Annotated in this window: 17 protein-coding genes; 4 read left to right on the top strand and 13 right to left on the bottom strand. The window is 52.7% G+C overall.

Annotation, left to right across the window (positions count from 1 at the left end):
• Positions 1–60: 60 nt before the first annotated feature.
• From NIG5292_RS05760 to hslO, 5 genes are all read right to left on the bottom strand, one after another.
• Entirely contained in the window at positions 61–3,243 is a 3,183-nt protein-coding gene (locus NIG5292_RS05760) for a BapA prefix-like domain-containing protein (RefSeq protein WP_048598537.1), read from the bottom strand.
• A gap of 120 nt (positions 3,244–3,363) precedes the next feature.
• Positions 3,364–4,578 carry a class I SAM-dependent RNA methyltransferase gene (locus NIG5292_RS05765; protein ID WP_048598538.1) on the bottom strand — a complete coding sequence of 405 codons (1,215 nt, stop codon included), beginning with the start codon at positions 4,576–4,578 and terminating at the stop codon, positions 3,364–3,366.
• Positions 4,571–5,713 (bottom strand): CCA tRNA nucleotidyltransferase, encoded by a 1,143-nt coding sequence (locus NIG5292_RS05770; RefSeq protein WP_048598539.1) that lies wholly within the window; start codon positions 5,711–5,713, stop codon positions 4,571–4,573. Before NIG5292_RS05770 ends, NIG5292_RS05765 begins: the two co-directional genes overlap by 8 nt.
• Complete coding sequence (locus NIG5292_RS05775) at positions 5,710–6,300, bottom strand: CoA pyrophosphatase (protein WP_370726486.1); 591 nt, start codon at positions 6,298–6,300, stop codon at positions 5,710–5,712. The genes NIG5292_RS05770 and NIG5292_RS05775 overlap by 4 nt, the downstream gene beginning before the upstream one ends.
• Entirely contained in the window at positions 6,293–7,291 is a 999-nt protein-coding gene (gene hslO / locus NIG5292_RS05780; protein WP_048598541.1) for an Hsp33 family molecular chaperone HslO, read from the bottom strand. The genes NIG5292_RS05775 and hslO overlap by 8 nt, the downstream gene beginning before the upstream one ends.
• A gap of 77 nt (positions 7,292–7,368) precedes the next feature.
• On the opposite strand from hslO, the gene NIG5292_RS05785 reads away from it, so the two are divergent.
• Positions 7,369–7,812, top strand: a complete 444-nt coding sequence (locus NIG5292_RS05785; RefSeq protein ID WP_048598542.1) for an NUDIX hydrolase — start codon at positions 7,369–7,371, stop codon at positions 7,810–7,812.
• On the opposite strand, the gene NIG5292_RS05790 is transcribed toward NIG5292_RS05785, so the two are convergent.
• The gene (locus NIG5292_RS05790; protein ID WP_048598543.1) at positions 7,796–9,046 is read right to left on the bottom strand and encodes a PP2C family protein-serine/threonine phosphatase; all 1,251 of its coding nucleotides are present in this window, start codon (positions 9,044–9,046) and stop codon (positions 7,796–7,798) included. The two genes, NIG5292_RS05785 and NIG5292_RS05790, sit on opposite strands and share 17 nt — an antisense overlap.
• Positions 9,047–9,155: 109 nt before the next feature.
• Here NIG5292_RS05790 and NIG5292_RS05795 point away from each other — a divergent pair, with 109 nt between their 5' ends.
• On the top strand, positions 9,156–9,488 hold the full coding sequence (locus tag NIG5292_RS05795) for an Hpt domain-containing protein (RefSeq protein ID WP_048598544.1): 333 nt from the start codon (positions 9,156–9,158) through the stop codon (positions 9,486–9,488).
• Here the strand turns inward: NIG5292_RS05795 and ilvA are convergent.
• Positions 9,468–10,715, bottom strand: coding sequence for a threonine ammonia-lyase IlvA (ilvA, locus tag NIG5292_RS05800; protein ID WP_048598545.1), 1,248 nt, complete (start codon positions 10,713–10,715; stop codon positions 9,468–9,470). The two genes, NIG5292_RS05795 and ilvA, sit on opposite strands and share 21 nt — an antisense overlap.
• Positions 10,716–10,832: 117 nt before the next feature.
• On the opposite strand from ilvA, the gene NIG5292_RS05805 reads away from it, so the two are divergent.
• The gene (locus tag NIG5292_RS05805; RefSeq protein ID WP_048598546.1) at positions 10,833–12,050 is read left to right on the top strand and encodes an argininosuccinate synthase; all 1,218 of its coding nucleotides are present in this window, start codon (positions 10,833–10,835) and stop codon (positions 12,048–12,050) included.
• Positions 12,051–12,056: 6 nt separating this feature from the next.
• Here the strand turns inward: NIG5292_RS05805 and NIG5292_RS05810 are convergent, their stop codons facing one another.
• Genes NIG5292_RS05810 through NIG5292_RS05825 form a run of 4 tightly spaced genes read right to left on the bottom strand, consistent with a single transcriptional unit; the run spans position 12,057 to position 16,776 of the window.
• Complete coding sequence (locus NIG5292_RS05810; RefSeq protein ID WP_048598547.1) at positions 12,057–12,755, bottom strand: sulfotransferase-like domain-containing protein; 699 nt, start codon at positions 12,753–12,755, stop codon at positions 12,057–12,059.
• Positions 12,752–13,654, bottom strand: coding sequence for a D-amino acid aminotransferase (locus tag NIG5292_RS05815; protein WP_048598548.1), 903 nt, complete (start codon positions 13,652–13,654; stop codon positions 12,752–12,754). Before NIG5292_RS05815 ends, NIG5292_RS05810 begins: the two co-directional genes overlap by 4 nt.
• A complete protein-coding gene (locus tag NIG5292_RS05820) occupies positions 13,651–14,517 on the bottom strand; it encodes a ribokinase (RefSeq protein WP_048598549.1) in 867 nt (288 codons plus the stop codon). The genes NIG5292_RS05815 and NIG5292_RS05820 overlap by 4 nt, the downstream gene beginning before the upstream one ends.
• Before the next feature lie 3 nt (positions 14,518–14,520).
• Positions 14,521–16,776, bottom strand: a complete 2,256-nt coding sequence (locus NIG5292_RS05825; RefSeq protein ID WP_048598550.1) for an NADP-dependent malic enzyme — start codon at positions 16,774–16,776, stop codon at positions 14,521–14,523.
• Between the two features lie 130 nt (positions 16,777–16,906).
• Here NIG5292_RS05825 and mutS point away from each other — a divergent pair, with 130 nt between their 5' ends.
• Entirely contained in the window at positions 16,907–19,561 is a 2,655-nt protein-coding gene (gene mutS, locus NIG5292_RS05830) for a DNA mismatch repair protein MutS (RefSeq protein ID WP_233488180.1), read from the top strand.
• Here the strand turns inward: mutS and NIG5292_RS05835 are convergent.
• Positions 19,548–20,108 (bottom strand): nucleotide exchange factor GrpE, encoded by a 561-nt coding sequence (locus tag NIG5292_RS05835; RefSeq protein WP_048598551.1) that lies wholly within the window; start codon positions 20,106–20,108, stop codon positions 19,548–19,550. The two genes, mutS and NIG5292_RS05835, sit on opposite strands and share 14 nt — an antisense overlap.
• Before the next feature lie 11 nt (positions 20,109–20,119).
• The gene (gene hrcA / locus NIG5292_RS05840; protein ID WP_048598552.1) at positions 20,120–21,184 is read right to left on the bottom strand and encodes a heat-inducible transcriptional repressor HrcA; all 1,065 of its coding nucleotides are present in this window, start codon (positions 21,182–21,184) and stop codon (positions 20,120–20,122) included.
• Between the last annotated feature and the right edge of the window lie 39 nt (positions 21,185–21,223).

Raw genomic sequence — 21,223 nt, forward strand, 5'->3', positions numbered from 1 at the left:
CACTCGTAAACCTTGCCCCGAAAGGGCGCAGATCAAGTAATCACTGCGCCCGTCACGGGTTTAGATAATAACGTTAATGTCTTCGTTAATAACGAGGCTGCCGCCCTCGTTACCGAGAGAATACACATCAAAGGTTTGGCCATTGATTGTCTCAGTTGTGTTCGCACGAACGGCGCCTTGGATGTTGACCGTATCGTCACTGCCGCCGTTGATGCGCACTGTGTTGGAATTTGAAGATAGGCTTTCAAGATCATCGGCTGTAATCGTGAGTTGTGAGTCCTCAGCCAACGACAGATTGATAGAACCGATATCAAATTGGCCAAGTGCAGCCACATTGAGATCCACAATATCGGTCGCAACATCGTCCAACACAAACAACGTTGAATTTGAATTTCCTGATGCATCATCCGCCGTCACCACCAACTGTGAGCCATCCGGCACACCGTGAGTAAATTCAAAGTCTGTCCGGTCACGCAATGTGTTCTCGGTTTGAGTAAATGTCACATTATTGGCGCTACCGCCTGCGGTAATTTCAGTAATGGTAAACGTATCAGTTGTGGTCTCGGTACCAATTTCAACAACACCGTCACGAGCATCTTTATCAAAGGACCGGATCAAAGGCGCATCGGGTGCCTGAGTATCTACATCAAACGACGTGTTAAGCGACTTCACGTTGCCAACTGCATCGGTCGCTGTAACGACAACGTTCGCAGTATAATCACCAAAGGGCAAAGTAGCGGGATCAAACGAAATGCTCCAATCGCCGTTTGGTGCAACAGTTGCCTGTTGCGATACACCGTTAATGGCGACGGACACGGTCGAGCCAATTTCAGTCGTGCCGTTCAGCACAACACCGTCTGAATATTCACTTGCGTTAACAACATTGTCGCCCTCAACCGCAGTGCCGGAAATGGACATGTTGCTAACGATCGTATCGATGCGCACGTTGGCAGATACATCGCGTACGTTACCGGCAAGATCAGTGGCAGTAGCTGTAACAGCCGTAGAGGCGATCTCGGCGGCGGGAACAGTAGACGCGGGGAAGGTCACGTTCCAATTACCGTTACTGTCTGCAACCGTGGTAAGAGACGATGTGCCAAACGCAACAACCACAGTTGATCCAACTTCGGACGTGCCAGAGATCAGAACTCCGTTTGCTGCGTCCGACTGGCTGATGATGTTATCACCTTCGATTGGTTGCTGGATGCCCAGATTATCAACCACCGTATCAACGCGCACACTGTCAGCCACAGACAAAGTATTGCCAGCGCTGTCAGTTGTAGTGGCAGTGATAGAGGACGGGTACGTTCCACCGGCTACTTCAGTCTGCAGATATGTCGTGGTCCAATTGCCGTTCACATCTGAAACAGCCGTGTGCTCAACCCCGCCGAAGGTAACATTCACAACAGCCCCAGGTGTGGCGGTGCCATGTAGCACCACGCCGTCACTGGCCTCATCAAAGTTGATGACGTCATCGCCTTCGATTGGATCCGCACTCAACGTCAGGAAACCCGCATCACGGTCAATCTGAACAGTCTCGCTGATTGAAGTCGTGTTTTGAGCCGCATCAGTTGCATCAATCGTCAGTGTTGTAGGTGTTTCACCGGTAGGGATCTGCGCGCCATTGAAAGCCACAGACCAATCACCATTCGGCTGCACAACTGCAGGCAAAGTGACTCCACCAAGCGTCACCTGAACCGTTGACCCAGGCTCAACCGTCCCAGTCAGAGACACGCCTTCCGCGGCCTCAGCAATGTTGATGACACCATCACCACCAACGGGCCCACCTGTTTTGGTTAGGTCGTTTACATATGTATCAACGTCAAAAGTATGGCTTGCAGTTGCCACGTTACCGACCGCGTCAGTAGCTGTAGCGATTGCCGTTAACTCATACTCACCGTTGGGGAAGTCAGTTGCGGGGTATGTTACGCTCCAAGTGCCATCGTTCGCTACAGCGGCATCGTAGGTTGCATCACCAATCGCCACACTCACGCTTGATCCGGGCGCGGCAGTACCAGTCAGCACAACGCCATCAGTCCGCTCAGCACCGTTAACTACATTCTCACCCTCAACCTGAGTCGATGTGATCGCCACAGATGTGATCGTATCAATGTCCAACGTGGATGTGGTTGATGCTGTATTTCCGTATGGGTCGGTAGCCGTCGCGACCACGGTTGCCTCATAATCCCCAGCGGGAATTTCTGACGCGGCAAAAACAGAAGTCCATGTGCCGTCATCGGCAACAGTCGCCATGTGCGTCACAGAACCCATTTGCACTGAAACTGTTGAGCCAATCTCAGTCGTTCCAGTGATGGTAATGCCGTCATTGGCTTCTGCAGCACTTACGACACCATCTTGCTCAACTGTTTCAGTCTCAAGCGTGACGTGCGCCAAGATGTCAATATGAAGGGTGTCCGTTGAAGTTGCAGTGTTACCTGCTTCATCCGTAGCCAAGATGGAAACTGGAAGCGTATATTCACCGCCCTCCAGAACACCTTCCTCATATGTGACGGTCCATGTGCCGTTCTCAGCCACAATTGTCTCGCGCGTGTTGCCGTCAACCGTAACCTGAAGCGCTGCACCAGGCTCACCAACGCCGGAAACATCAACGCCGTCTCCATGATCAACCGCATTGACCGTATGCCCAACCGAGACTGTACCCGCTGTAATTAAAGCCTCAGGTGGCGTGTTGTCTCCACCTCCTCCTCCGCCACCACCGACCAACAGCGCGGCGCCGCCAGCCACTGCAGCACCGGCACCGGTCGCGCCGATCCCACCGAGACCCGTCAGAAGGGCGGTACCAAGCATACCCGCCTCCGGCTCGGTTACGATTGCATCGGCAATTGCAAAATCAACGTTGTCATCGCGTGTGAAGAAAAGGGCGTCATCAGCACTCCACTTTCCAAAGGCTTCTGCCTCGGAATAATATGCTGAAATCAGATCCCCACCTTGCTCTGAAATCTGCACCTCTGTGAGGAAGCCATCGTCGCTTAGAAACAGTTGATTAGAAACGGCGCCTGCCTCAACGAAGTATCCGCCAAGCGTAAGAACGCTGCCGTCCGTCAGTGTAACAACCAAGTCACTCCCTTGCCGGTCAAAGCTGGCAACTTCGGATCGCCTTAAATTAAGTGAAATATCTTGGCTGCTGCCAATATTGAGAGTTGCGGTATCACCGTCCTCCAGAACGGTTCCGCGCTGTAAATTGCCCGTGCCATCACGGACAACGAACCTAATCGCTGACATGGTTACTACTCCGCCTCAAAAGTTACGGCTTTTGGCGCCGCTTAACTATTGATATGAGCAGTATATCTTTTGGTGTCAGATTTCTACTAAAATGTTGCGCACGGTCAGAGTGATGCAAATTTACCGCGTAAGGACGCTTGAGACTTCAACGTGATGAGACCACCTGAATTGATCCACAACCTCCAGTTTTTCCAAAGAAAATCCAGCTTTCGTCAATGCCTCTACATCGCGGGCGAAGGTCACGGGGCTGCACGAAATCATCACAACCTTACGGACCTCACTTTCGATAATCTCTTGAACCTGCGCCTCAGCACCGGCGCGCGGCGGATCAAGCACAACAACATCAAATTTGCGCAACTCATCCGGCATCAGTGGCCGTCTAAACAAATCACGCGCCTCTGTGGTGACCGAATGAAGGCCACTGGCCATGCGCCAACCTTTGGCCAACGCATCAATCATATCGGCTTCACCTTCAACCGCGTGAACAGCCGCGTGGGCCGCCATTGGCAGGCTGAACGTGCCACAACCTGCAAACAAATCTGCAACTTTCGCGGCACCTACGAGGTTGTTGATGATGAACGCTTCAAGCGCCAACTGACCGTGTTCCGTGGCTTGCAAAAACGCGCCGGACGGTGGCGAAACCACCGCTTTTCCCATCGTCAATTGCGGCGGTGTTTCCATCGCTAACAACTCACCGTTCCATGTCAGGCGCACAACCCCGTGCCGAACCGTCAGTTGTGCCACCGCCGCTTGCTCTTGCGGGCCAGCGGGCTTTGCACCAGCAACATCCAGATCAATGCCCGTATTGGTAACGGTGGCGGTAAACTCAACCTCCCCCTTGCGTGAGCCATACTCAACTGTCAACTGCTCCAGCACAGGAATGAGGCTTAGCAGGTCAGGATGCAGAATTTTACAATTAGGCACCGCCAAAACAGTGTGAGACGCGCGGCCATGAAAGCCCACAAGCGCACCTGACTTTGTTCGCTTACCCGTCAGCTTAGCGCGCCGACGGCTTTGTGCTGGACTGGTGTGAATGGCATCCACCGCACGCTCAATCCCGCGTGAGGCAAGCGCCGATTGAACAACTTCTTTCTTCCAGCTGGACACAAAATCATCATGGGCGTGCTGTAAACTGCAACCACCGCAGCTGTTGTAATGTGAACAAGGTGCTTTGATCCGGTGGTCAGAGGGCGTCTGAATTGCCGGCTTTGGCATGATCTGACCGTCAATATCACCCTTCACCACCTCTCCTGGCAACGTACGCGGTACAAATATCGGTCCCGCTGCAATCCCGTCACCTCTATGGCCAAGCCGTTCAATCGTCACTTCAGCCATTTTCCAGCCCTTCAATTAAATCATCTTTTGTCAGTGCAAAATCAGATGCAATCCAGCGGTCTTTTGCATCCCGAAGGGCCGCGCCCAACTTAGCGCCCGAATACGCCGGCATAAGGTCAGCAGCAACCAAAGGGAAAACCGCCTCTGCCCCACGGCGGACGTCATTTAACCCATTCAATGGTTGCTCAAACATCGCAGCGCGCAGGGCAAGGCACAACGCACCAACCTCAAATCCATATTCATGACCCAATGCAGCAGCCGCGGTCGTTGATCCCATCTCAGCGCGGTAAATCGCAAACCGTTTCTGCTGTGCGTTGCTTAACCGCAACGTCGAAACATCACCTGTGACAGCAGCAAGTCGCGCCATTGGGTCAACATCCAAATCCGCGCTCAGATGCACAAAAACCGGCAATATATTCGTGACCCCGCCTTCAACAACGGCATTCAGAACCCCGGTTTGCGCCATTGCAGACACGGCAAGGCTTGGGTCAGGCGCGGTCATAAGCTTAACCACTTCAGCGCCAATACGCTCGCGGGCGATTTGCCCTAACCCTTCGATACCACCAGCACAGGCTGCCAGAGCATCCGCATCAACCCCAAGCTCAGGAATACCGTACCAAGCCTGAAATCTGAAAAACCGCAGAATGCGCAAGTAGTCCTCGGCAACGCGATCATCCGCGTCACCAATAAACCTGACACGGCCCGCATGAAGGTCAGGCAGACCGTTTAACGGATCAATCACCTCACCACTTTGGTTGGCGTACAACGCATTCATTGTAAAATCGCGCCGCTTAGCATCTTCAATGATTGATGTAGAAAACGCCACTTTTGCGTGCCGGCCATCCGTCTCAACATCACTTCTGAATGTAGTCACTTCAAACGGGGAGCCATGTGCCACAACAGTGACTGTGCCATGCTCAATACCTGTCGGAATAACGCGAAGGCCTGCTGCTGCTGCGCGAGCAATTACTTCGGTTGGAACAAGGGACGTAGCCATATCCAAGTCAGTTATGGCACGCCCCATCAACGCGTTTCGCACACATCCGCCCACGACATATCCCGCGCCGCCGTCGGCATTGAGTAGGGCCAAAACAGTCTGCGGTGCTTTTGCTTGCAGCCAGTCAAATTGTGTCATTGCGCCGCCTCCGCGAGCGTTCTTAGCATGCGCGCTGTGGCCCCCCAAATATAATAAGGGCCAAACGGTACCGTATAATAAGACCGCCATGTACCGGACCAGCGGCGCGACTGCACCGCATACTTGTCTGCATCCAAAAGATGATCAAGCGGCACCCAAAAAGCTTCGTCCACTTCGCCGGCTTCGCAGACCACTTCAAAAGGTTCTTTCAACAAAGCAACAACAGGTGTCACATCGAAGCTTGTTACAGTGATATGTGTTGGCAGTGTTCCAAGCACGTCCACCACACCGTCAGGCAACCCAACTTCCTCACGCGCCTCACGCAAGGCGGTTTCAATGACATCCGCGTCTTCGGGGTCTTGCTTGCCACCTGGAAACGCAATCTGCCCTGGGTGATGGCGCAGCTTGGCAGAACGCTTGGTCAGCAAAACTTCCTGCGCACCCGTGGTTTCACGTATCAAAACAAGCACTCCCGCAGGACGCGTTTTGCTGGTTGGGTGAGTCAAGTCAGGGTTTAGATCAAAATCGGATGAGGCCCCCTGCGCAGTCGCAAGGAACCCCAACATTTGAGATCTTAGATCAGTCAGAGGCACCTTCTGCCTCGAATCCAACTGTCTTTGGGTCCATTTCGTAATGTGCGCCACAGAACTGGCAATCCGCTTCAACCAACCCCTCGTCGGTGGTCATGTGACCAATGTCTGAGGCAGAATAAATTGATAGGCTTTGCTTCACGCGCTCTTCAGAACATGTGCATCCAAAGCGAACCGGTTGGGCTTCATATACACGGGGCTCTTCCTCGTGGAACAAACGCAGCAACAAATCTGTTGGCGATACGGAGGGGCCGATCAACTCAAGCTCCTCGACAGTATCAAGCAGCACATTGGCGCGCGTCCAGTTTTCCGCCGCATCGTCCTCCAGAAGATCAGAGGCTGTAACCAACGCCTCACCAGATCCATCTGGCGCATCTTTCTTTGCCATCAAAGGCGATGCCTTGGGCATGTGCTGCAACATCACGCCGCCCGCGCGCCAGCTTTCCTGTTCGTCCGCAATTGTGGAGCGGCCGAAAGTAAGCGCAAAGCGCGTTGGCAGTTGCTCGGATTGAGCAAAATACGCCTCTGCACACGCTGACAGCGAGCCACCCGCAATCGGTGTGATGCCCTGATAGGGCTGGGTGCCTTTGCCTTGATCAATCAAGATCGCAAAATAACCATTACCGATTTGGTCGTACCCATCACCGTTCAGATCGATCGCGTCTTTGTCATAGCTGGCATAGGCCCTAATGCGTGCCGGCTGTCCGTCATCGGTTGGGCCGTAGTAATCCGTCGCGATCAAACGCACTGGACCGTTGCCGCGCACCTGCAAAGAAAGCTTCCAACGCAGCGCGATGGTTTGACCGATTAGCGCTGTTAACAGCGACATTTCCGCCACGAGCGCCTCAATCAGGGGCGGATAATCATGTTGCGCCAAAACGTGATCCAGCACCCCATCAAGACGCGCAACGCGGCCTCGAATATCCGATTGATCAAGTTGGAACGGTAGGACAGTGTCGTCCCAAGCAATTTTCGATGTGTTCGACATGTGATTTCCTAAGCCGGGTCGTGGCGACATATCGTGGCAATATAGGCACGTAAAGCACGCAAAAAAGGGGCAGCGCCATGATGATGCGAATTGGAGAGACACCAAAGGCCGGTCAGCGCTACGTTCATCGCCCCGGAGCCTACGCTATTTTGCGACGTGGAAGCGACATACTTCTGACCTTTCAAGAACGGCCAGAACCTGAATTTCAACTTCCTGGCGGCGGCGTTGAGGTTGGTGAACATCCAATCCCCGCCCTGCACCGTGAAATCTTTGAGGAGACCGGCTGGCGCGCTGCTAATCTTCGAAAACTGGGCGCCTTTCGTCGGTTCACGTTTATGCCCGAGTACGATCTTTGGGCCGAAAAGCTGTGTTCCGTTTACGTGGGAACACCTGTTTTAAAATTGAGTGACCCTATTGAAAAAGGCCACCATGCGGTCTGGATGCCAATGAGCGAGGCAGTTGACGCATTGGGTAATGATGGTGACCGGATGTTTTTGAGTAGCCTTATTGAGCAGCTCTGAACCCCAGCGAAATTGCCGACAAATCATCTTCAAGGTCATTTGAGCCAGTAAACCGCGTGACCTCATCAACGACTTGATTCAAAAGGCGGTCGCCACTGAGGGCGCGACTTCGCTGTAGCAACTCGCAAAGCCCATGTTCTGCGAACATCTCACCTTTTTTGTTCAGCGCCTCGGTGATCCCATCTGACCCAATAAAGACCCGATCACCGGCATAAAGTTGAATATGAGACAATTCATATGACGCACCCTGGATCAATCCCACCGGCAATCCACCAGCGCCAAGAAGCTGTACCGAGCCCGCACTTCGCTGCAGGATTGGGTGCGGATGGCCTGCTTGGCAAAATGAAAAATCTCCCGTTTCAGTATTAATCACCCCATAAAGAATGGTGAAATAATGTTCTGTCGCAATTTCTGAAAACATCATTTCATTGAGACGTCGGACAACCCGTTCCGGAGAGACAGCCACTGGCCTGCCCGCTTGGTTATCAATGGCGACGTTTTGTACAGGATCACCAGCCGAGAGATACCCCGCAAGGCGCGCCGTCATCAACGCGCTTGATACGCCATGACCCGACACATCAAGACCAAACAGACCCACCTGATTTTCGTTAATCTTAAAGTACCCAACTAGATCGCCGCCAACATGACCGCTGGACCGTAATCCAAGCGAAATGCTGGCACGACCAAAGGTTACATTTGGCTCTGGCAAAAGCGACATTTGAAGCGTTTTCGCCTGCTGTAAGTCGCGGTCTAAAATATCATATAGGCGCTGAATTTCGCTCAACGCACCAGCGATTTCAGCGTTTCGGATAAATAGCTCACGTTGCATTTCAACAATCCGGTGGCCTGCACCCAACCTCGCCTGAAGTTCAGAACCGTCCACAGGCTTTGTCAGGAAATCATCCGCGCCTGCTTCAAGCCCAAACGCAATATCTGCCGCATCACCCTTGGTGGTGAGCAGCACAAAATACGTGTAGGTTCCGTCTTCCATAGCGCGAAATTTTTGGCAAAACTCTGGCCCTGTTAGTTGCGGCATCATCCAATCGCTGATGATAACGTCAAACTGCGTGCTGCGGCACATCTCAAGCGCCTCTGCGCCATCCGTCGCCTGAGTTACATTATAACCACGTGCCTCTAGAATTTTTGATAAGATACGCCTTTGAAGGGCACTATCATCAGCAACCAGCACGCGTTTGGCTACATTCTTGGCGTTTTCTGGCTGTTCCAAAATCATCTGACACGCGTGTCACGAAGGCTTGAAGATTAAGTTAAGATTTCCTCGATTTCAGTCATGTTAAATTAAAACTCTTTGCCGATATCTGGTGTAATACCGGGGGAATAAAATGATTGATTGGGCGCAAGTCAGGGCATTGCAAAGCGATGTCGGCGACGAGATATTTGATGAAGTCGTTAAAATTTTTGACATTGAAACGCGCGGGCTTATTGGCGCGCTTGAGGGCAGTACAACAGATGCTGAGCGCTCTAAAATTGCGCACGGTATTCGCGGAAGTGCGGTTAACTTCGGCATGTCCGATGTGGTTGAAGCCGCAAAACAGATCGAACAACAGCCCGAAAATGTTGCTCACGTTGCTACCCTGCGACAGGCCTATGACAGCACGATCGATGTGTTTCTAACCAACCTTGGTGCCAAGCGCCTAAATCAGGAATTCGGCTAGCGCACCATCGTTGGTGATGTCGCGGTAGCCAAAGCCACCCTGCTCCATCAAATCCGTAAGACGTGTGAAGCTGGATGGATCAGTAGTTTCGATACCAATCAAGACAGACCCAAAGTTGCGCGCTGACTTTTTGAGATACTCAAACCGTGCAATGTCGTCACTGGGTCCAAGCATGTGAAGGAAATCTTTCAAGGCGCCGGGTCGTTGGGGCATCCGAAGAATGTAGTACTTCTTCAAACCAGCCGATCGCTGCGCCCGCTCTTTCACTTCCGGTAGCCTTTCGAAATCGAAATTGCCGCCCGAAGCGATACAAACCACCCGTTTGCCCCGAATATCGTTCGAAATGTCTTTAAGTGCATCAAGCGCCAACGCGCCCGCAGGTTCGAGCACGACACCTTCAGTATTCAACATATCCAACATGGTTGTGCAAATACGGTCTTCGGCAATTCTGATGACGCGATTCAGCGGTGTGTCCTTTAGAACATCAAACGTTGCATCGCCGATTTGCCCAACCGCCGCACCATCAACAAAAGTATCAACATGATCCAGCGCAACCGGCACACCCGCCTCAAGCGCTGCCGTTAGGTTTGCTCCACCTTCGGGTTCAACCAAGTACAAATCAGCATCAGACCCCTGACTGGCCATGTAAGCAATCACGCCCGATGAAATACCGCCGCCGCCCACAGGTAAGACAATCACGTCAGGCGCAGCACCAAGCTGTTGCATCATCTCAACTGCAACTGACGCCTGTCCTTCAATCACATCGGGGTCGTCAAAGGGCGATAGAAAATGCGCGCGCTGTTCATCACAATAAGCGCGTGCGGCAGCCAGAGTACTGTCGAAATAATCTCCAACCAACACAATCTCGATCGCATCCCCACCGAAAATACGTGTTTTATCAATCTTCTGCTGCGGCGTTGTTACAGGCATAAATATCACGCCGCGTCGCCCAAAATGCTTACATACATAAGCAACGCCCTGGGCGTGATTTCCCGCACTCGCGGCCACAAACAACTGCTGATCCGGGGTCTGCGCCAAACACTTGCGCATCGCATTAAATGCACCGCGAATTTTGTAACTGCGCACAGGCGTCAGATCTTCTCGCTTTAGCCAGATATCAGCATCGTACATTTCGCTAAGATGCGCATTTCTTTGAAGTGGCGATGCCTCGAACAAGGCGCGCATTTCTGCCTCGGATGCTTTAGCTCTTTGTACAAAATCGGTCATGTGCATTCCCTTTGGTCGCGCCACCCTATCACAGAACAATGTTTCAGAAAGCAGCATCCCTTGCCGCAGGTAACAAAACGGATTATCCCGCCGCCATACGTGATCAGGAGAACGCCAATGTCTGCACCCAAAAAAGTCGTCCTTGCCTATTCAGGTGGCCTCGACACATCCATCATCTTGAAGTGGCTGCAGACAGAATATGGCTGCGAAGTGGTGACTTTCACTGCAGATTTGGGTCAAGGCGAAGAACTTGAGCCAGCGCGCGCCAAAGCTGAAATGATGGGCGCTTCTGACATCTACATTGAAGACGTTCGTGAGGAATTTGTTCGCGATTTCGTTTTCCCAATGTTCCGTGCCAATGCCGTTTACGAAGGTCTTTACCTACTCGGCACCTCAATTGCGCGGCCACTGATCTCAAAGCGCCTTGTAGAAATTGCTGAAGAAACTGGCGCAGACGCAATTGCACACGGCGCAACCGGCAAGGGCAATGACCAGGTTCGCTTCGAGCTGGCTGCATACGCGCTGAACCCTGATATCAAAGTCATCGCTCCATGGCGTGAATGGGACTTGTCCAGCCGCACCAAACTGATCGACTTTGCTGAGAAAAACCAAATCCCAATCGCAAAAGACAAGCGCGGCGAAGCACCATTCAGCGTTGACGCAAACCTTCTGCACACCTCGTCTGAAGGCAAGGTTCTGGAAGACCCGGCCGTAGAAGCCCCCGATTATGTCTACCAACGCACGGTCCACCCAGAAGACGCGCCGGACACACCTGAATTCATCGAGATCGGCTTTGAAAAAGGTGACGCAGTAAGCATCAACGGCAAAGCAATGTCGCCTGCCGAAGTGCTGACCGAATTGAACACAATTGGTGGCCGCAACGGTGTTGGTCGCCTTGATCTGGTTGAAGGCCGCTTTGTGGGCATGAAGTCACGCGGTATCTATGAGACACCGGGCGGAACTGTCCTGCTTGAAGCACACCGCGGCATTGAGCAGATCACGCTGGACCGTGGCGAAGCGCACCTCAAAGACGAACTGATGCCACGCTACGCAGAACTGATCTACAATGGTTTCTGGTTCAGCCCAGAGCGTGAGATGCTTCAAGCTGCAATCGACCACTCGCAGCGTCACGTGACCGGCACTGTTAAGCTGAAGCTTTACAAAGGCTCCGTGCGCACAGTTGCACGCTGGTCTGATCACTCGCTTTACTCTGAAGCACACGTCACATTCGAAGATGACGCAGGCGCTTACGATCAAAAAGATGCAGCAGGCTTTATTCAACTGAATGCACTTCGCCTGAAACTTCTCGCCGCGCGCGACCGTCGTCTCAAGTAAGATACATCAATCAGGTTTGAGGCAGTACTTTGACAGTGTCTCGTAAATTGGCAAAGCGCGCTCCAACAGGGACGCGTTTTCTTTTGTGACTTCAGGCAATGGCCCCTCAGCACCAGAAAATCCGGTACTATTGTGCACAGCGCCGTACCAGTGCTCCGCCCAGACGCCATCAAAATCTTTGGGGCCGCACGGCCACGAAAGCATCGCCTCATCAAACTGAATACCCAGCGCATCGCAAAGCTTACCAAGCATTTGCCGCGGATCAGCACGAATATCTGCACTATCAATCACGACGCCGCCAAACGTCTCAAACAACTCAAGCTGCTGCGCAAACCCAAGGTCATCAAACGTGGGGCTTTCCCGTTTCGCCTGATAGCTGGCAATCACCCGCGCTGGATGTCGAATAAGAAAGGCATTCCTCACATCGCCAAGCCAGTCACGTGAAAACGTCGGCAACATATGATGTGTCATATGCTTTTCATACTGCAGCGTTTGAGGTTGGTTCAGCGCCATAAGCGCGTCCTGCGCGTTTGTTGGCTGGTTTGCCAATATTGCGTCCTGCATCGGGTGAACCAAACCTGTTTGCGCCAAATAGGCGGCATACAACGGCTCATCAACCGCGATGCAATCTGACCTGTTTCCAAACGCATACATCATAGCCGTCGACAGGTTGCGTGGACCTGACCACATGGCGATACGCGTCATTGTTGATCAACCAATTTCTTATAAAGCTCGCGCAAGCGCATGGTCATAGGCCCCATCTCACCTGTCCCAATCTGGCGTCCGTCAATATGACTAACCGGAGTTTGCGCGCCGAATGTACCCGTCAAAAACGCTTCATCCGCGCCATAAGTGTCAACAAGTGAGTAATTGCGTTCAAATACGGGGATGTCATTGGCGCGACACAGATCAATCACCTTCTGCCGCGTAATGCCGTTCATGCAGTAATCGCCCGTGCTAGTCCAAACCGCGCCTTTACGGACAATGAAAAAGTTGCAGGCGTTAGTCGTGTTCACAAAGCCATTAACATCCAACATCAGCCCTTCGTCAGCACCGGCTTTTTCGGCAGCGATACACGCAAGAATACAGTTTAGTTTACTGTGCGAGTTCAATTTCGGATCTTGGGTCATTGGCAAGCCTCGTAGATGAGGCACGGTCGCCAGCTTGATTGGTCGCGGAATTTTGGGTTGTGAGTGCTCCATAATAATCACGAATGTCGGACCACTTTGACTTAGACTTGGATGCTGAAATGGCCGCGTCTTTGGACCCCTTGTCACCATAAGCCGCGCGTGAGCGTTCGTGGTCATCTCATTAGCAATGCGGGTCTGTTCCAGCGCAGTACGCACTTCTTCTCGGGTTTTGCCGATATCTAGATCAATCGCTTTTGCGGCCTCAAACAGACGGTCCAAATGCTCATCCAGAAAAGCCCAAACACCGTTATAAAGACGCAAGCCCTCCCAAACACCGTCGCCCAGCATAAAGCCGCTGTCGTAAACGCTGACCACAGCCTCGGCTTTTGGCACAACACGATCATTCAAATAGATCAAAAGCGCTTCATTTCGGGCGTCTTCTTCGGCTTGGTGGGTTGTTACGCGCTCATTCATAATTTTGCATCCTGCACATCTTTAAGGTCGGGTATCACATCAGCCGTACCATGACGTGTCACCATGATCGCAGCGGCTTGAACGGCTAAATTTAGGGACTGTTCCAGACCAAAACCACGATCAAGCCCAGCCGCAAAGTACCCAGTAAACGTGTCGCCCGCACCCGTAGTATCAACTGCATCAACCTTGACTGAAGGCACATCAAGCCTTGTGCCATTGTCATAAACTGTAACGCCGTCTGCACCCTTGGTGATCAGCACCTGTGCAATGCCCAACTCGGACACATCTTTGCCAGTCGCATCTTGGAGCTGGCCTGCCTCAACCTCGTTCAACACAAGAATATCGATCAGCCCATCAAGCGCCATAATTGCGTCGGCCGAAAACGGCGCGGCAGCATACATCACCCGCAGACCAAGTTCTTTTGCAATTTTAGCCGCTTCATACTGACCATTGGTTTCATTCTGCGTTACGAAAATATCACCGGCATTCGCCTCACTCAGCGCAGAGCCAATGAGATTTTCAGGAATAACCCCATTTGCGCCTGAATAGAGTATGATTTGGTTCTCGCCGTCATCATCAACAGTGATAATCGCGTGGGCCGTTGGTTCATCCGCGACCGCAATAAAACGCGTATCCACACCGTACTCCAAAAGCCGGTCACGCCATTTTGTACCGTCCTCACCCACAGCACCGATATGACAAACACGCGCCGCAGCGCGCGCCGCAGCCACTGACATGTTTGCGCCCTTGCCGCCCAGCCCAATAGTCAACGACCGAGAGGCCAACGTCTCTCCGGCAACGGGCAGCTTATCGACGCGGTAGGTATGATCGGCGTTAATAGACCCCAAATTCCAGATGGTCATGCATCACCCCACATTGCAGGCAGCAATAATTGCCATGTTCAAAATATCTGTCTCGGATGACACCGTCGAACAAATCTGGATCGGGTGATCAACGCCTGTCAGGATAGGCCCCAAAATAGTAGCCCCCGCCATCTCTTGCATCAGTTTCACGCTGATGGATGCTGAGTGACGCGCAGGCACCACCAACACATTCGCAGGTCCAGTAAGTCGTGAGAATGGATAGCTTTTTTGTGCTTCCGCATTAAGCGCCACATCAACGGCCATTTCGCCCTCAAATTCGAAATCAACGCCCTTTTTTTCCAGCAACATAGGCGCCAAATGCATTTTCTCAGCACGCTCTGACACCGGATAGCCAAAGGTAGAAAAGCTGACAAACGCTACGCGAGGTACCAAACCAAGCTGCCGCGCAACACCCGCACCTTTAATGGCGATGTCTGCCAAATCAGCCTCGTTTGGCCATTCATGAACAACCGTATCACCGATCAATACAATCCGCCCTTTATGCAAAATGGCGGTAATGCCCACCGCGCCATCACCAGGGCCCAGATCAAACACATGGTTCATCAAATCCAGAACATGGGCAGATTTTCGTGTGGCACCGGAAACAAGTCCATCTCCGTGCCCATGGGCAAGCATAAGTGCGGAAAACACATGGCGGTCACGCGCAGCGAGGCGGTGCACATCAGATTGATCAAACCCTTTGCGCTGCAGCCGTTCATACAAGAATGATTTATACATCGGCAAATGCGGAGAGTTTTTGGCGTTCACCACCTCAAGCTCTCGGTAGGCATCGCCCATCCCTGCTGTAGTCAACAGGTCCTTAACATCAGCCTCACGCCCGACGACCAGCGCCTTGCCAAGGCCAGACCGCTGATACTGAACAGCAGCACGCAATACCCGTGGATCATCTCCTTCGGCGAAAATCATCCGCGCTTGCGCACGTTTTGCCCGCGCATGAATGCCCCGCAAAATAGACGCGGTTGGGTCCATTCTTGATTTCAGATTAAGTGTGTACGCGTCCATATCCACAATCGGGCGGCGTGCTACACCGGTGTCCATACCTGCCTTCGCAACAGCAGGTGGGATCACATGGATCAAGCGTGGATCAAACGGTGTTGGAATGATGTAATCACGGCCAAATGTTAGCTTACGGCCATATGCAACGGCGACCTCATCAGGCACATCTTCGCGGGCCAACTCCGCCAGCGCACGCGCACAGGCAAGCTTCATTTCGTCATTAATCGCCCGGGCATGAATATCCAGTGCACCGCGGAACAAGTATGGAAAGCCCAACACGTTGTTCACTTGGTTCGGGTAGTCACTGCGCCCCGTAGCAACGATGGCATCAACGCGCACCTCATGCGCTTCTTCAGGCGTGATTTCCGGATCAGGGTTTGCCATCGCAAAAATAACAGGGTTATCCGCCATTGACGCAACCATCTGTGGTGTAACAGCACCTTTTGCAGAAACACCCAAGAACACGTCACAGCCAACCATCGCATCCTCAAGGCTGCGCGCATCAGTGCGCGCGGCGTGTGCAGATTTCCATTGGTTCATGCCTTCGGTGCGGCCTTGGTAAATCACACCTTTTGTGTCGCACATAATGCAGTTGTCGTGCTTAGCGCCCATCGCCTTGATCAACTCAAGACACGCGATGCCAGCAGCACCCGCACCGTTCAGGACGATTTTTACGTCCTCAATCTTCTTACCCGATAGATGCAGCGCATTAATCAGACCCGCTGCACAAATCACCGCTGTCCCATGTTGGTCGTCGTGAAAGACGGGGATATCCATCTCCTCCTTCAGACGCTGCTCAATGATGAAACACTCGGGTGCTTTGATATCTTCAAGGTTCACACCACCAAACGTAGGACCCATTAGCTTCACAGCATTCACGAATGCATCCACGTCTTGGGTATCCAGCTCAATGTCAACGCTGTTTACATCCGCAAACCGCTTAAACAGTACCGCTTTCCCTTCCATCACTGGCTTACTTGCCAACGCACCCAAATTCCCAAGGCCCAAAATCGCTGACCCATTGGAAATGACCGCCACCAAGTTGCCCTTGGTCGTATAATCATACGCAGCCTCAGGCGAGTCCGCGATGGCCTGAACCGGCACAGCAACACCAGGTGAATACGCCAACGACAGGTCCCGCTGGGTGGTCATTGGAACAGTCGCGGAAATCTCAAATTTGCCCGGAGTTGGCTGTAAATGAAACGCTAAAGCTTCGGCATCGGTGACTTTGGTGTTGGACATCGTTTTTAGGCCTTTGTTTTGATTACAGAAGTGATAGCGCTCTGGATTGACACAAACAACGGTTTTGGGGTTTCGGCGACTTCTCCCTGCGGTTAGTTTTCACAAACACCGTTTGACCTTGGGGGATCCGATGGCGGCGTCTGCGCACACAACCACACCGATGATGGCCCAATATCTTGGCATCAAAGAAGAATACCCTGACGCGCTATTGTTCTATCGCATGGGCGATTTTTACGAGTTGTTCTTTGATGATGCGGTTCAGGCGGCCTCTGCTTTGGATATCGCACTTACCAAGCGCGGCAAACACAACGGTGAAGATATCCAGATGTGCGGTGTACCGTTTCATGCAGCTGAAGGATATCTGCTGACACTTATACGCAAGGGGTTTCGCGTTGCCGTGGGCGAACAGCTTGAAAGCCCAGCCGAGGCGAAAAAGCGCGGCCATAAATCTGTCGTCAAGCGCGGTGTCGTGCGGCTTGTTACACCGGGGACATTGACCGAAGACAGCCTGCTAGAAGCGCGCCGTAACAACTTTCTCTGCGCCTATAACGAAGTTCGATCGGACGGTGCAATTGCGTGGGTCGATATCTCAACGGGCGAAGTGCGCGTTTTGTCATGCAAACGTTCACGCTTATCCCCTGAATTAGCGCGCTTGCTGCCTAAAGAAGTGCTCATCGCCGATGCAATTGAACGCGATTGTGCCGAAATAGTGTCTGATATTGGCGGTGCGCTCACTGTTCTTGGTGCATCAAGTTTCGACAGCACACGGGGTAAAGAGCGGCTAATGGAGGCGTTTGAGGTCGCATCTTTGGACGCGTTCGGCACCTTCAATCGCGCAGAGCTTGGCGCACTTGGCGCCATTATTGATTATCTCGACATCACGCAGAAAGGGAACATGCCCCTGCTGCAACGGCCCATTCGGGAAGACGAAGGGGGCTTGGTTCAGATTGATGCTGCCACCCGCCGAAACCTTGAAATCACCACCAGCATGAACGGCGGGCGTGACGGCACATTATTGCAAACCGTCGACCGCACCGTAACGTCGGCAGGCGGGCGTTTGCTAGAGCGGCGCATCAACGCCCCTTCCCGTGATGTTACCCTGATCAATGACCGATTGGATGCCGTTGCGCATTTTCTATCTGATCCATTGTTGCGTGACACGGTCCGAGAAGCACTGCGCAAATGCCCTGATAGTGAGCGCGCCCTATCTCGCATCTCTCTGGACCGGTCTGGACCACGCGACCTTGCTGCTATTCGTAACGGACTTCAGCAAGCAGAAGATCTTTTCACAAACCTGCCTGAAACTGGCCTGCCCAGTGATATCGACGCCGCACGCACAGCACTTAGCGGCCACGGCGAACTGGTCGCACTTCTGGATGACGCCCTGATCGCTGAGCCACCACTCTTGGCGCGCGATGGCGGATTCATCGCAGAAGGATATGACGCTGAACTGGATGAAGCTCGCAAGCTTAGCAACGAGGGCCGTAGCGTGATCGCCTCAATGCAAGCCGATTTTGCTGAGCAAACGGGCATCTCATCGCTCAAAATCAAGCACAACAATGTCTTGGGTTATTTCATTGAAACTACCGCTATTCACGCTGAAAAAATGCTGTCTGCGCCTTGGTCTGAAACTTTCATCCACCGCCAGACCACAGCAAACGCAGTGCGTTTCACAACTGTGGAATTGTCTGATCTTGAAACGCGGATCCTAAATGCAGGCGGTCGTGCGCTTGAAATCGAAAAGCGGGTCTATTCCAGCCTAACTACCGCGATTTTAGAAACCGCAGCGACAGTCGCCACCACATCAGCTGCACTTGCAGAACTGGACGTGTTTGCCGCGCTCGCCGATATTGCAAGTGGTGAAGGCTGGACCCGACCCACCGTTGACACCTCTGGTGCGTTTGAGATTGAACAGGGCCGCCACCCAGTTGTTGAAAGGTCGCTCAAAGCGCAAAACGCCGCGTTCGTGGCCAATGATTGCACGCTGACTAAATCGGAAAATAATGCTGCCGTTTGGTTGCTAACGGGGCCAAACATGGCGGGTAAATCTACATTCCTGCGCCAAAACGCGCTGATTGCATTGATGGCACAAATGGGGTCGTTCGTACCCGCTGCCCGTGCGCATATCGGTGCCGTTTCACAACTTTTCAGCCGTGTCGGTGCCTCGGATGATCTGGCGCGGGGCCGCTCAACGTTCATGGTTGAGATGGTCGAAACGGCCGCCATTTTGAACCAAGCCGATGACCGCGCCTTGGTTATTTTGGACGAGATCGGTCGCGGCACAGCAACCTATGACGGTCTATCGATTGCATGGTCAACGCTGGAATATCTGCACGACCAAAACAAATGCCGCGCATTATTTGCGACCCACTACCATGAAATGACACAACTTGCAGACAAGATGGACGGCGTCAGCAATGCGACGGTCGCTGTGCGCGAACATGACGGCGATGTCATCTTTTTACACGAAGTCCGAAAAGGCGCAGCAGACAGGTCTTACGGCGTGCAGGTCGCAAAACTCGCAGGGCTGCCGCCAATGGTCATCGCCCGTGCACAAGCAGTTTTAGAGGCGCTTGAAAAAGGTGAGCGCGAAGGAACAGCGGGCCAAAAGGCTATCGTTGATGACTTGCCTCTTTTCTCTGCAACACCTGCCAGCCCAGCGCCTACAAAAGAAAAAGCCAACGCAGTTGAAGCCGCGTTGGCTGAAATTTTACCAGATGAGATGTCACCAAAGGACGCGCTAGACGCCCTTTACCAACTCAAAGCGTTGACTAAGCCGGCGTAGAAGAAACGCCAACTTGCGCGGGACGCAGCAAACGATCGTGCAGCATAAAGCCCTCAGCCATTACCTGAATGATGTCACCGGCTTTGGTGCCCGGAACAGGCGCTTCAAACATCGCCTCATGGTTTTGCGGATCAAACCGGTCACCGACTTCAGGTGAAATCACAACGATACCGTGCTTGCCAAAGACGCTGATCAACTCACGCATCGTCAGCTCAATCCCCTCAAGCAGCGCTTTGTTCGCCTCGCGCTGTTCGTCAGTCACGGTTTCCAACGCGCGCTTCATGTTGTCATAAACTGGCAACATATCCCGCGACAGTTTTGAACCGCCGTAATTCTCAGCCTCGCGACGATCACGATCCGAACGCTTGCGCGCATTTTCAGCATCAGCCAGCGCACGCATGAAGCGATCACGATAGTCATCACGCTCAGCCTTCAACGCATCAAGCTCCAACTCTTCGTCAGAGAAATCGACATCCGCCTCTTGATCCAGCTCCGCCTCAGCTTCTGCCAAATCATCGAGGAAGTTCGTTGGTTCCTGTTCTGCCATATCTTTACCCTTTATCCGCGGTCGGCCATCAGTTTCCCGATTAATTGGGCAGTGTAATCAACGATCGGGACAATACGTCCGTAGTTCAATCGCGTCGGGCCAATGACCCCCACAGCACCAATAATCTTTCGGTCAGCGTTCATATAAGGAGAAACCACCAAAGAGGAACCCGAAAGTGAAAAAAGCTTGTTCTCAGAGCCAATAAAAATACGCACGCCTTCGCCTTCGTCGGTCAACTCAAGAAACTCGGCAATATCACGCTTGCGTTCAAGATCATCAAACAGCGTTTTGATGCGATCCAACTCTGCAGGATCACCACCCTCGTTAATCAAATTGGACCGCCCGCGCACAATAAGACGCTCGCTTGCGGTGCCTTCATTCTCCCAAAGCGCCAGCCCGCTTTCGACCATATCTTTGGCCAGCGTATCAATCTCTTGGCGGCGCTTTGAAATCTCGCCGCTCACGACGCGCTGCAACTCTGAAACTGTCCTACCTTCAGCAACGGCATTTAGAAAGTTGGCAGCTTCTCTCATAGACGAAGGCGTCTGGCCCATCGGCGGTGTGAACACGCGATTTTCCACCTGACCGTCCGCAAACACAAGCACCACCAAAGCCCGATCAGGACCAAGTGAGACAAACTCAATATGCTTGATCGGCGCTTCCGTTTTTGGCGTCAAAACCAGCGATGCGCCCTGTGTTAGACCCGAAAGCGCCCCACCAACGCGGTCCATCAGTGCAGGCACCCCGTCCGAATTAGACGACATCGTATTCTGCAAATGGTCACGGTCCACCGCATCAAGATCACGGACCTCAAGCAAACCATCCACAAACATCCGCAAACCAATTTGCGTCGGCACACGACCCGCTGAAATATGCGGACTATCCAATAGACCAAGATGCTCAAGGTCTTGCATGACATTACGAATGGTCGCCGCACTTACTTTTTCCGACATTTCCCGCGTCAGCGTCCGCGACCCAACAGGATCGCCACTCTCAAGATATGACTGCACAACGCGGCGAAACACTTCGCGCGACCGGTCATTCATATTGTCAAAAGGGCTCTCGATCTCTGTCATAGACGGTAATTTGATCCCCCCCACCCAATGTTGCAAGGG

The organism is Nereida ignava (assembly GCF_001049735.1).
Lineage (GTDB): Bacteria > Pseudomonadota > Alphaproteobacteria > Rhodobacterales > Rhodobacteraceae > Nereida > Nereida ignava.